Annotated in this window: 11 protein-coding genes and 1 pseudogene; 9 read left to right on the top strand and 3 right to left on the bottom strand. The window is 60.0% G+C overall.

The window, feature by feature from the left end:
* Positions 1–206 precede the first annotated feature (206 nt).
* Both brnQ and WBB95_RS04620 read left to right on the top strand, forming a co-directional pair.
* Complete coding sequence (brnQ, locus tag WBB95_RS04625; RefSeq protein ID WP_424486517.1) at positions 207–1,520, top strand: branched-chain amino acid transport system II carrier protein; 1,314 nt, start codon at positions 207–209, stop codon at positions 1,518–1,520.
* A gap of 233 nt (positions 1,521–1,753) precedes the next feature.
* Complete coding sequence (locus tag WBB95_RS04620) at positions 1,754–2,494, top strand: DUF599 domain-containing protein (protein WP_424486516.1); 741 nt, start codon at positions 1,754–1,756, stop codon at positions 2,492–2,494.
* A gap of 104 nt (positions 2,495–2,598) precedes the next feature.
* Here WBB95_RS04620 and WBB95_RS04615 read toward each other — a convergent pair whose 3' ends face one another.
* Positions 2,599–2,856, bottom strand: coding sequence for a hypothetical protein (locus WBB95_RS04615; protein ID WP_424486515.1), 258 nt, complete (start codon positions 2,854–2,856; stop codon positions 2,599–2,601).
* Between the two features lie 156 nt (positions 2,857–3,012).
* Between WBB95_RS04615 and WBB95_RS04610 the strand changes: the two genes are divergently transcribed.
* The 4 genes from WBB95_RS04610 to WBB95_RS04595 all read left to right on the top strand — a co-directional run bounded on the left by WBB95_RS04610 (position 3,013) and on the right by WBB95_RS04595 (position 6,727).
* A complete protein-coding gene (locus WBB95_RS04610; RefSeq protein WP_424486514.1) occupies positions 3,013–3,489 on the top strand; it encodes a PaaI family thioesterase in 477 nt (158 codons plus the stop codon).
* The gene (locus WBB95_RS04605; RefSeq protein ID WP_424486513.1) at positions 3,486–3,938 is read left to right on the top strand and encodes a PaaI family thioesterase; all 453 of its coding nucleotides are present in this window, start codon (positions 3,486–3,488) and stop codon (positions 3,936–3,938) included. The genes WBB95_RS04610 and WBB95_RS04605 overlap by 4 nt, the downstream gene beginning before the upstream one ends.
* An 89-nt stretch (positions 3,939–4,027) precedes the next feature.
* A complete protein-coding gene (gene htpG / locus WBB95_RS04600; protein WP_424486512.1) occupies positions 4,028–5,932 on the top strand; it encodes a molecular chaperone HtpG in 1,905 nt (634 codons plus the stop codon).
* Positions 5,933–5,998: 66 nt separating this feature from the next.
* Positions 5,999–6,727, top strand: coding sequence for a dienelactone hydrolase family protein (locus WBB95_RS04595; protein WP_424486511.1), 729 nt, complete (start codon positions 5,999–6,001; stop codon positions 6,725–6,727).
* A gap of 109 nt (positions 6,728–6,836) precedes the next feature.
* Here WBB95_RS04595 and WBB95_RS04590 read toward each other — a convergent pair whose 3' ends face one another.
* Both WBB95_RS04590 and WBB95_RS04585 read right to left on the bottom strand, forming a co-directional pair.
* Entirely contained in the window at positions 6,837–7,703 is an 867-nt protein-coding gene (locus WBB95_RS04590) for a pirin family protein (protein ID WP_424486510.1), read from the bottom strand.
* A 65-nt stretch (positions 7,704–7,768) separates the two neighbouring features.
* A complete protein-coding gene (locus WBB95_RS04585) occupies positions 7,769–8,185 on the bottom strand; it encodes an OsmC family protein (RefSeq protein WP_424486509.1) in 417 nt (138 codons plus the stop codon).
* Positions 8,186–8,327: 142 nt separating this feature from the next.
* Here WBB95_RS04585 and WBB95_RS04580 point away from each other — a divergent pair, with 142 nt between their 5' ends.
* The 3 genes and pseudogenes from WBB95_RS04580 to WBB95_RS04570 all read left to right on the top strand — a co-directional run bounded on the left by WBB95_RS04580 (position 8,328) and on the right by WBB95_RS04570 (position 11,073).
* Positions 8,328–9,350 (top strand): amidohydrolase family protein, encoded by a 1,023-nt coding sequence (locus WBB95_RS04580; RefSeq protein ID WP_424486508.1) that lies wholly within the window; start codon positions 8,328–8,330, stop codon positions 9,348–9,350.
* A pseudogene (locus WBB95_RS04575) lies at positions 9,259–10,218 on the top strand (MCP four helix bundle domain-containing protein); the annotation flags it as partial. The gene WBB95_RS04580 and the pseudogene WBB95_RS04575, both read left to right, overlap by 92 nt.
* Positions 10,210–11,073, top strand: coding sequence for a methyl-accepting chemotaxis protein (locus WBB95_RS04570; RefSeq protein WP_424486518.1), 864 nt, complete (start codon positions 10,210–10,212; stop codon positions 11,071–11,073). The pseudogene WBB95_RS04575 and the gene WBB95_RS04570, both read left to right, overlap by 9 nt.
* Positions 11,074–11,245: the final 172 nt, after the last annotated feature.

Raw genomic sequence — 11,245 nt, 5'->3', positions numbered from 1 at the left:
ATTCAGATGTCGCTTATCGGACAGTTCGCCCCGCAACAGTGCGTTTGTCAGCCTAATTCTGTACCCTAGCCGCCTCTTTATGCGTGCGCATCCCAAAAGGAAGCCCCGCGCCAGACCGGTCGGTCTCCATCAGGACCGGCAGTATTTCCCTCATCCACAGGGAAGCCCTCTCTAAATTCCGATTCAGTAGTGTGGTATTTCCTCAAATGAAAGTGTTGAAAAGCCAGGACATCCTGGCGTTAGGCTTTATGACTTTTGCCCTGTTCGTGGGCGCCGGCAACATCATCTTCCCGCCTATCGTTGGTTTGCAGTCCGGGCCTCACGTCTGGATGGCGGCGCTGGGCTTCCTGATCACTGCAGTGGGTCTGCCGGTAGTCACCGTGATCGCCCTGGCCAAAGTCGGTGGCGGCATGGACGCGTTGAGCAGCCCGATCGGCAAGATCGCCGGCGGACTGCTCGCGGCGGCGGCGTACCTGGCGGTAGGGCCGCTGTTCGCCACCCCGCGCACCGCGACCGTTTCGTTTGAAGTGGGCCTGGCCCCGCTGACCGGCGAGAGCCCGCTGGCGCTGTTCCTGTACAGCTCGGTGTACTTCCTGGTGGTGTTTTTTGTTTCCCTGTACCCGGGCCGCCTGCTGGATACGGTTGGCCGCTTTCTGGCGCCGCTGAAAATCATCGCCCTGGCCATCCTCGGCATCGCCGCGTTTGCCTTGCCTGCCGGTGAAGTCGGCGTTGCGACACCGGAATACGTGGCGGCACCGTTCTCCCAAGGCTTTATCAATGGCTACCTGACCATGGATACCCTGGGCGCGCTCGTATTCGGCATCGTCATCGTCAACGCCATTCGTTCCCGTGGCGTTGAGTCGCCGAAGCTGATTACCCGCTACGCGATCATTGCCGGGCTGATTGCCGGCGTGGGCCTGGCGCTGGTGTACATCAGCCTGTTCCGCTTGGGCTCGGGCAGCCACGCGGTGGCTGCGGGTGCCGCCAACGGTGCCGCGGTGCTGCATGCTTACGTGCAATACACCTTCGGCTCCCTGGGCAGCGGCTTCCTCGCCGTGCTGATTTCCCTGGCGTGTCTGGTCACCGCCGTAGGCCTGACCTGCGCCTGCGCCGAGTACTTCAGCAAAGTCCTGCCGCTGTCCTACAAGACGCTGGTGGTGATCCTGGCGCTGTTCTCGCTGTTCGTGTCCAACCTGGGCCTGACCAAGCTGATTGCGTTCTCGATCCCGGTACTCACCGCGATCTACCCGCCGTGCATCGTGCTGGTGGCCCTGAGCTTCTGCAAAGACTTCTGGCAGGAGCAGGGCCGCATCGTTGGCCCGGTGATGCTGGTGTCGTTCATCTTTGGCTGCATCGACGCGCTCAAGGGCGCTGGCCTGGCGGATTGGATGCCTGCGCAGTTGGCCCACCTGCCACTGAGCGAGCAAGGCCTGGCGTGGCTGGTGCCGTCGGTGATGATTCTGGTGGTTGCCGTAGTGATTGACCGCGTGCTCGGCAAGCGTAGCGAAGTTATCGCTTAACACGCTTGCTTCAGGCTGTACTGAAATGCCCCGTATCAATCGATCCGGGGCATTTTTTATGCCTGTGAGGCAACAACCTTCTACAGTTGGAACTCGGTCAGCGTGGGAGCTGGCTTGCCTGCGATGGCGTCGGTTCAGCCACTGCTGCTTAGTCTGATCCACCGCTATCGCAGGCAAGCCAGCTCCCACAGTTGGACCGCGCTCGCCAGACCCTCTCGTGTAATAGGAACCGCATGTCGTTCGTCGAAACCAATCAGATCCACCTGCTTGCCGCGCTCTGGTTCGTCCTCTGCTGGGGCGGCTACACCCGATACGCCACCTGGAAAGCCCGTGACACCGCCTGCCTGGCCAGCGTGCTGCACCTGTACCGCGAAGACTGGATGCGCCGCATGCTGTTGCGCGATAACCGTATCGCCGACGCCAGCGTGATCGGCAACCTGGAGCGCAACGCTTCGTTCTTCGCCTCCAGTACCCTGATCATCCTCGCCGGTATTCTCACCGTGCTGGGCGCGTCCGAGCGGGCGGTGTCGTTGCTGGCGGACATTCCCATGGTGCAGCAGGCGTCCCAGGGCATGTCGGAAATCAAGCTGCTGTGCCTGGCCCTGGTGTTTGTCTACGCGTTCTTCACGTTCAGCTGGTGCATGCGCCAATACAACTTCGCGGCGGTGCTGGTGGGTTCGGCGCCGATGGTGGGTGAGCGGCATGTGTCGGAGCAAGAGCGCAAGGCGTTTGCGCTGCGCGCAGCCCGGGTGATTTCGATGGCGGCCAACCAGTTCAACTTCGGCCTGCGCGCTTATTACTTCGGCATGACGATGCTGGCCTGGTTCGTCAGCCCATGGTTGTTCATGTTGATGAGCACCGGGGTGGTGCTGGTGTTGTACCGTCGGGAGTTTCATTCCGACGTATTGCAGGTCATGGTTTATACACCGACTGACATGCCGGTGCCGGAGACGCCTAAAGAAGGGGTGGCTTAATTATCGGGGCCGAGGTTAGTCAAACTTTTCAGCCCTGATAAAACAGCAGGCAAAGAAAAGCCCGCTATGTAAGCGGGCTTTCTTTTTGCAGCAACAACCAGCGATTAGTTCTTGGCTGGTTCTGCTGGAGCAGCAGGGGCTGCTTCTTTTGCGGCGGCTTCGTTCGATTCAGCCTGAGCTTTGGCAGCATCGGCGTTTTCTTTCGCAGCGTCGTTCACTTTATCCTGTGCTTTCGCCATGTCTTTCTGAGCTTGCTCGGAATGCGAGGCTGCATCTTGGGCTTTGTCTTCGGATTTCTTATCGCAGGCAGCGAGACCGAGGGCAGCGGCCAACATCATGGAAATAGCTAAAGTCTTGCGCATGGGGTGTTTCTCCTTATGAAGATATCTACTGGCCTTTCGAGCTTGAGGCGCCAGCATTAGTTCCTTTTATCCACCAGATATATAAAGGTTTTCGAAAAGGAACTTTCCCCGGCAATCCCCATCCGCCGAAATCACACTAATAAGAGTCTGGCATCCATGACCCAAAACCCTTTGTTAGAGCGTGCCACGCGCTTTGTGTGTGCCTTGCGTCATTGTCAGGTATTGGGCATTGCCGTTCACGCGGCAAGCACTGACGGTATGACGCTGATCCTGCCGTATGGCGAACACATCGTCGGCGACCCGCAAACCGGCGTGATCCACGGCGGCGCGTTGACGTCGCTGATGGATACCGCCTGCGGCATGGCCACCTTGTGTGTGCTGCCGGAATTCGAGGTGTGCCCGACCCTCGACCTGCGTGTCGACTACATGCACCCGGCCGAACCGCATAAACCGGTGTATGGCTTCGCCCAATGCTACCGGGTTACGACCGACGTGATCTTCACGCGAGGCTTCGCTTACCAGGACGACCCCCAACAACCGATCGCCCATGTGGTGGGCACATTCATGCGCATGGGTAAACGTCTTAAAGGCACGCAAGGACTGGGCAGCGCCATCAAGGGAGAGCAGGCATGACGCACCGATTCAAGACCCGCCTCGAACAGGCCCATGAGCGCGGTGACTACGAGGCGCTGCTGGCGCTGGTTCCGTACGCCAGGCTGATTGGCATTGAATGCACGCGTTTGGGCGATGAGCTGCTGTTTCGCCTGCCGGCCAACAAGGACAACATTGGTAACCCGATATTGCCGGCGCTCCACGGTGGCGTGATTGCAGGCTTCATGGAACTGTCGGCGGCCCTGCATTTGTTGGTGTTTACCGGCGCGCCCGGCATCCCGAAAATCATCGATTTCTCCCTCGATTACCTGCGCGCCGGCCAATTTCGTGACACCTACGCCAAATGCCAGGTGTGGCGCCAAGGCCGGCGCGTCGCGAATGTGGCGATCACGGCCTGGCAAACCACCTCGGCCGAGCCGATTGCGACCGCCCGAGCACATTTCAAGATCGAGGAAACGGCGCGCCCTTGAAATCCTGGTCTTAGCCCCCAACTTTGATGACAACCCGCCGCCAACCCTTCAGGGCGCGGCCACTGCCATCCAATTGGAGTTTGATGACCATGAGTGTGGAAACTCAAAAGGAAACCCTGGGCTTCCAGACCGAGGTGAAGCAACTGCTGCACCTCATGATCCATTCGCTGTATTCCAACAAGGAAATCTTCCTTCGCGAATTGATCTCGAACGCCTCTGACGCTGTCGACAAATTACGTTTCGAAGCCCTGTCCAAGCCTGAGTTGCTGGAAGGTGGCGCCGAGCTGAAAATCCGCGTGAGCTTCGACAAAGACGCCAAGACCGTCACCCTCGAAGACAACGGTATCGGCATGAGCCGTGAAGACGCGATTACCCACCTGGGTACCATCGCCAAATCCGGCACCGCCGATTTCATGAAGAACCTGTCGGGCGACCAGAAGAAAGACTCGCACCTGATCGGCCAGTTCGGTGTGGGCTTCTACTCGGCCTTTATCGTCGCCGACAAAGTTGAAGTGTTCAGCCGTCGTGCCGGCCTCGCTGCCAGCGAAGGCGTGCACTGGTCATCCAAAGGTGAGGGCGAATTCGAAATCGCCACGATCGACAAGGCTGACCGCGGCACCCGCATCGTGTTGCACCTGAAGGCTGCTGAAGACGAGTTCGCCGACGGTTACCGCCTGCGCAACATCATCAAGAAGTACTCCGACCACATCGCTTTGCCAATCGAGCTGCCGAAAGAACAGGCCGCTGCTGAAGGTGAAGAGCAGCCGGCTCTGGAGTGGGAAACCGTCAACCGTGCCAGCGCCCTGTGGACCCGTCCGCGTACCGAAATCAAGGACGAGGAATACCAGGAGTTCTACAAGCACATCGGTCACGACTACGAGAACCCGCTGAGCTGGAGCCACAACAAGGTCGAAGGCAAGCTGGAATACAGCTCGTTGCTCTACGTACCGGCCCGTGCTCCGTTCGACCTGTACCAGCGTGAAGCGCCGAAAGGCCTGAAGCTCTACGTGCAGCGTGTATTCGTGATGGACCAGGCGGAATCGTTCCTGCCGTTGTACCTGCGCTTCATCAAAGGCGTGGTCGATTCCAACGATTTGTCGCTGAACGTGTCGCGGGAAATCCTGCAGAAAGACCCGATCATTGATTCCATGAAGTCGGCGCTGACCAAGCGCGTACTCGACATGCTGGAAAAGCTGGCGAAGAACGAGCCTGAGCAATACAAAGGCTTCTGGAAAAACTTCGGCCAGGTGATGAAAGAAGGCCCGGCGGAAGATTTTGCCAACAAGGAAAAAATCGCCGGCCTGCTGCGTTTCGCATCGACCCATGGCGACGACGGCGAGCAGAACGTCTCCCTGGCCGAGTACCTGGCACGCGCCAAGGAAGGTCAGGACAAGATCTACTACCTGACCGGCGAAACTTATGCTCAGGTCAAGAACAGCCCGCACCTGGAAGTCTTCCGCAAGAAAGGCATCGAAGTGCTGCTGCTGACCGACCGCATCGATGAGTGGCTGATGAGCTACCTCAACGAGTTCGACGGCAAGTCGTTCGTCGACGTGGCCCGTGGTGACCTGGACCTGGGTAACCTGGATTCCGAAGAAGAGAAGAAAGAAGCCGAAGAGGTCGCCAAGGCCAAAGAAGGCCTGGTTGAGCGGATCAAGACGGCGTTGGGCGATGCAGTCAGCGAAGTACGGGTTTCCCACCGTCTGACCGATTCCCCGGCGATCCTGGCCATTGGCGAGCAGGACCTGGGCATGCAGATGCGTCAGATCCTCGAAGCCAGCGGCCAGAAGGTTCCGGATTCCAAGCCGATCTTCGAATTCAACCCGGCTCACCCGCTGATCGAAAAACTCGATGGCGAGCAGAGCGAAGAGCGGTTTGGCGACTTGTCGCACATCCTCTTCGACCAGGCGGCGCTGGCCGCTGGCGACAGCCTCAAAGACCCGGCCGCTTACGTGCGCCGACTGAACAAGCTGTTGGTTGAACTGTCGGTTTAACAGCGTTGTAGAAAAACCCGCTTCGGCGGGTTTTTTCGTTCTAGTGCATCTCAACTGGAGTAAATGATGAGCCAAGTCACTGTGCGTTCCGTGGTCTATCAGATTGATGGCCAGTCCTATGAAAGCCGCCTGGCGTTCGATGCCAGCCACACAGGCCCGCTGCCGGGTTTGTTGATGGCGCCGAACTGGATGGGTGTGAGTGCAGGCGCCGAAGAGATCGCCAAAAGCGTTGCCGCCAAGGGCTACGTGGTGCTGATCGCCGACCTGTACGGGCAAACCGTGCGCCCCTCGAATGGCGATGAAGCCGGGGCGGCGATGATGCCGTTGAAGAACGACCGTCCATTGTTGAACAAGCGCATGCAAGCGGCCTTCGAGCAGCTGCAAGGCCAGACTGAAGCGGCCGTTGATACCTCGAAACTCGCCACCTTTGGTTTCTGTTTCGGCGGTTGCTGCTCCCTGGAGCTGGCGCGTACCGGTGCGCCGCTGAAGGCTGCGGTGTCGTTCCACGGCACCCTCGACACGCCAAACCCGGCGGATGCGAAGAACATCAAGGGTTCCGTGCTGGTGCTGCACGGCGCTTCCGACCCATTGGTGCCGAAAGAGCAACTGCCGGCATTCGAAGATGAAATGAACGCAGCCGGTGTGGATTGGCAGTTGCTGAGCTACGGCGGCGCGGTGCATTCCTTCACTGACCCGCACGCCAATGTGCCGGGCAAGATGATGTACGACGCGAAGACCGCTGCGCGGGCCTTCCAGTCGATGCATAACTTGCTGGATGAAGTGTTCAAGGGCTAAATCTTTAGCGGCTGTTCTGGCCCCTTCGCGAGCAAGCCCGCTCCCACAGTTGACCGCATTCCTACGGGATAGACACGGTCGCATGTGGGAGCTGGCTTGCCTGCGATGGCTATCTAACCGGCAACTCAATTCTTTCGGTTTCACCTGGCACCGTCGGCCACTCCCCAGCCGCCCAACGCTGCCGCGCCTGTTCGATCATCGCCGGATCGCTCGCAACAAAATTCCAGTTGATCCGCCGCGGCCCATCCAGCGGCGCGCCGCCGAACACCACCACGTGGCAATCGGTTTCAGCAAACAGCGCCATGTTTTGCCCGGCCGGCAACACCACCAGGCTGTGTACCTCCAGCGCCTCGCCGTCCAGTTGCACCTCGCCCTCCAGCACATACACCGCGCGTTCCTCATGTTCATCCGGGATCAGCAAGGTGGTGGCCGTCTGCATCCGCACGTCGGCATACAGCGTGGGCGACAGCACCGGCACCGGCGACTTCAAGCAAAAACCACTGCCTGCGATCAGGCGAATCTGCACGCCCAGGTTATCGCTGACCGGCAGGCTCGCCGCAGGGTGATGGCTGTAGTGCCCTGGCCCGGTTTCGTGATCCTTGGGTGAGGCCAGCCACACTTGCAGGCCATGCAGGCTGAAACCACTGGCGCTGAGTGCCTCCGGCGTGCGCTCGACGTGAGCGATTGCACTGTCGGCGGTCATCCAGCTCACGTCGCCGGCGGCGACCACCTGGTCCGAGCCCAGACTGTCCTTGTGCTGCAACGCCCCCTCGAAAAGATAGGTCAGGGTCGACAGCCCGATATGCGGGTGCTGGCGGATATTCATGCCGCTGCCCGGCGCATAACGCGTGAGCAACATGTGGTCGAAAAATACAAAGGGCCCAACGCTGCGGCATTCGCGCGAGGGCAGCGGGCGCAGGATCGGCTGGCCTTCGACATCTTCCTGGCGAGGGCGGATCACGGTGAGCGTGGGCATGGTGCGTCCCTGTCTGAGCGGGTTAGAGGCTGCTTGAGCATAACCCGCCCGACGGGAGGTTGGCGTTATTGGCTGAAAGCGCCTTCGGACAATCTTGTCTCGATGCTCACTTCTGCAGTGGTCATCAACTTGTGTACCGGGCAACGGTCCGCCACGCGGTGCAGTTCGTCGCGCTGTTCGTCGGTGAGCACGCCCTTGAGGGTCAGCTTGACGTTGAGCTTGTATTTGCCCTTTTGCTCGTCGGTGCTGTCGTGGGTGACTTCCACGGTCACACCGGTGAGCGGGATATCTTTCTTCTGGGCGTAGAGCTTGACGGTCAGCGCCTTGCACGAGGCCAGCGCGGCATCGAAATAGTCATGGGGGGAGGGCGCCGAGTCGTCGCCGCCCAGGCTCTTGGGCAGGTCTGTAAACAGTTCGTGGTTATTGATATTCACGCTGTGGCGAAAGTTGTCGTGGTTCAGGGTGTTGACGGTAACTGGCATGGCACACCTCACACAGTGGCAGGAAGAAGGTCATGCAGTTATAGAGCATGCTGGCACTCTGGTGTTCCGCGTTTTTTACCTGCTGAACCCCAGACTGCGTCACACGGTCTACCCGTATTCGCCGTCTTCGAGAGGTTGTACCGTGCCCTGGACCCGCCTGAGCCTCGCCCTGTTGCTCGCCGCCGCAAGCCTTGCCGTGCAGGCCCGCGACTATGCCTACAGCGATGCACACCTGCATTACGTGGATTTCTTTCAGGAAACCGCGGGCATGGACAAACTGCTCAAGGCCATGGCCGACGCGCGCATTGAGCATGTGATGATTTCCGGCATTCCCGTGGCCAAGAAATGGCACGAAGACGAACCCAAGCGCCCACGTTATTACGCCGGAGACGACGCCGATGCCTATTGGTACAGCGCCACTGATGTGATCGTTGCCGCCGCCGTCAATAAGCTCACCGCCGAGCAGCGCCAGCACTTTCACCCGTTTCTGTCCGGCTTCAACCCCAACGACAAGAACTCCGCCGCCCATATCCAGCGCATGCTCGACCTCAACCCGGGGCTGTGGCAGGGCATCGGCGAGGTGTTCACCCGTCATGACGACCTGACTGCCCTGACGGCCGGTGACACCCCGCGCGCCAACAACGAAGCCATGACGCGCATCTATCACCTGGCGGCGGAAAACGACCTGCCGGTGATGTTGCACTCCAACATCACCTCCAAGCGCGAGCGCAACCCGCTGTACCTGGCGGAAGTCGAAGAGCCACTGCGCAATCACCCGCACACCCGCTTTATCTGGGCCCATGCCGGCACCAGCAAGGAGATCCATCGGCATCAGGTGCAGATGGACTTTTTGCTGCCCACCCTGACCCGGATGCTGGAGGCCTACCCCAATCTGTACATAGACCTGTCCTGGAGCATGCTCACGCCCTACTTGCTGGATGACGCAGGCAAGCCTCGGCCTGAGTGGGTAAAGCTGGTGGAGCGCTTCCCTGAGCGTTTTATGCTGGGCTCGGACGTGGTAGGGCGTTTCAACAAACTGGGTAAGGAAATCCACCGTTTTGATCCTTTCCTCGATGCGCTGCCCGAGGACGTGGCGCACAAAGTCGCGCGGGATAACTTCCTGGCCGTCCTGCCAAAGCCGCCGCGCGATGAGCAGGCACATTGATATTGCCTTTTCGTCTTACGCAAACACGGTAAAGGGCCGATACCTTTCAGGAGACCTGCTGCAGGTGGATGCAGCGCATTTGGAAGGAATCCAGGCAATGAGTATCCGCAGTTTGAATATCGCCCCGCGCGCCGGCTTGGGCTTTGGTGTGCTGGCGTTGATGGTGTTCGCCCTGGGCGGCTTCGCCCTGTTGCAAATGGCCAATATGCGCCAGCAGTCGGACCAGGTGGAAAACAACTGGCTGCCCAGCGTGATGGCGGTGGGCGAGATGAGCCAGGACCTGCTGCGGGTGCGCGCCCTGACCCTGCGCTTGCTGGTCAATCGCGACCCGCAGGCACTGGCGCAGAATGAACAGAAACTCACCGACCTCAAAAATGGCCTGCACTCTGCGCAGGCGCTCTACGAAGGGCTGATCGTCCTGCCTGAAGAGCGCACGCTGTTTGATCGCTTCAAGGCGCAGGAGCAGCAATACCTGCAGCGCCAGGAGCAGGTCATGGCGTTTTCCAAGGCGGGTCAGCTTGAGGATGCGATCAAAATCGTCAATGGCGAGATGAATCAACTCGCCGATGAGATGGCCGGCACCCTGCACGATCTGGTCAACCTGAACAAAACCAACGCCAACCTGGCCGCGAGCCTGGCGCAAAGTGTGTTCACGCAGTCGCGCACTTGGGTGATCGGCATGATCGTGGTCACGGCGCTGATCACCATCGCGCTGGCGGTGTGGTTGACCCGCAGCATCGTGCTGCCGCTCGCGCAGTCGCTGAAAGTCGCCCAAGGCGTGGCCAGTGGCGACCTGACCGGTGAGATCAGCGTGTCGGGCAATGATGAGCCGGCGCGCCTGCAGCAGGCACTCAAAGGCATGCAGGAGAACCTGCGTGACACGATCCGGCGAATTGCCGAGTCGTCGAACCAACTGGCCTCGGCCTCCGAAGAGCTCAGTTGCGTCACGGAGGACGCGACCCGTGGCCTGCACCAGCAGAACCAGGAGATCGAACAAGCCGCCACGGCGGTCAACCAGATGACGGCGGCGGTGGAGGAGGTGGCGAGCAACGCGGTGGCCACGTCCCAGGCATCGCGCGAGTCGGACCGCATTGCCCAGCATGGGCGTGAGCAGGTGCATCAGACGGTGATGTCGATTGAGGCGCTGGCCACGGATGTGACCGCCAATGCGACGCAGGTTGAGGACTTGGCGCAGAAGGTTTATGGCATCAGTAAAGTGCTGGACGTGATTCGTTCGATTGCCGAGCAGACCAACTTGCTGGCGCTGAATGCGGCGATCGAAGCCGCACGGGCCGGGGATGCCGGGCGGGGGTTTGCGGTGGTGGCGGATGAGGTGCGGGCGTTGGCGCATCGCACGCAGCAGTCGACGCAGGAAATTGAGGTGATGATCAGCGGGATTCAGCAGGGGACGGATCAGGCGGTCAGTTCGATGCAGCAGAGTAATACGCGGGCGCGGTCGACCCTGGATATTGCCAAGTCGGCGGGTACGGCGCTGGAGGAGATTGCTTCGGCATTTGCCTTGATCAACGAGCGTAACCTGGTGATTGCCAGTGCGTCAGAGCAGCAGGCGGCGGTGGCGCGGGAGGTGGATCGCAATTTGATGAATATTCGGGATTTGGCGCATCAGACGTCGACGGGGGCGAATCAGACGAGTGCGGCGAGTCAGGAGCTTTCGCGGTTGGCGGTGGATCTGAATACGATGGTGGCGCGGTTTTCGGTTTGATTGGTGGGTGGGGGCATATCCGTTATTACGGTCATGGCCTCTATTGGTTCCGCTCTTACAGCGGCTCACTTTTGGTGGAGCGCAAAAGTAAGCAAAACGCTCTTGCCCCTCCACTCGGTGCCTCGCTGTGGCTCGGCATGCCCGCACTCCGGCTTGAATCCGTGGGCCGCCG

This window comes from Pseudomonas sp. (assembly GCF_049645325.1).
Classification (GTDB): domain Bacteria; phylum Pseudomonadota; class Gammaproteobacteria; order Pseudomonadales; family Pseudomonadaceae; genus Aquipseudomonas.
The sequence above is the reverse complement of the archived record's forward strand: the minus strand, read 5'-3'. Positions and strand labels throughout refer to the sequence as shown.

Bases quoted from the DNA above. Each gene is read 5' to 3' on its own strand.
- brnQ (WP_424486517.1), top strand. From the start codon at position 207: ATGAAAGTGTTGAAAAGCCAGGACATCCTGGCGTTAGGCTTTATGACT.
- WBB95_RS04620 (WP_424486516.1), top strand. From the start codon at position 1,754: ATGTCGTTCGTCGAAACCAATCAGATCCACCTGCTTGCCGCGCTCTGG.
- WBB95_RS04615 (WP_424486515.1), bottom strand. From the start codon at position 2,856: ATGCGCAAGACTTTAGCTATTTCCATGATGTTGGCCGCTGCCCTCGGT.
- WBB95_RS04610 (WP_424486514.1), top strand. From the start codon at position 3,013: ATGACCCAAAACCCTTTGTTAGAGCGTGCCACGCGCTTTGTGTGTGCC.
- WBB95_RS04605 (WP_424486513.1), top strand. From the start codon at position 3,486: ATGACGCACCGATTCAAGACCCGCCTCGAACAGGCCCATGAGCGCGGT.
- htpG (WP_424486512.1), top strand. From the start codon at position 4,028: ATGAGTGTGGAAACTCAAAAGGAAACCCTGGGCTTCCAGACCGAGGTG.
- WBB95_RS04595 (WP_424486511.1), top strand. From the start codon at position 5,999: ATGAGCCAAGTCACTGTGCGTTCCGTGGTCTATCAGATTGATGGCCAG.
- WBB95_RS04590 (WP_424486510.1), bottom strand. From the start codon at position 7,703: ATGCCCACGCTCACCGTGATCCGCCCTCGCCAGGAAGATGTCGAAGGC.
- WBB95_RS04585 (WP_424486509.1), bottom strand. From the start codon at position 8,185: ATGCCAGTTACCGTCAACACCCTGAACCACGACAACTTTCGCCACAGC.
- WBB95_RS04570 (WP_424486518.1), top strand. From the start codon at position 10,210: ATGCAGGAGAACCTGCGTGACACGATCCGGCGAATTGCCGAGTCGTCG.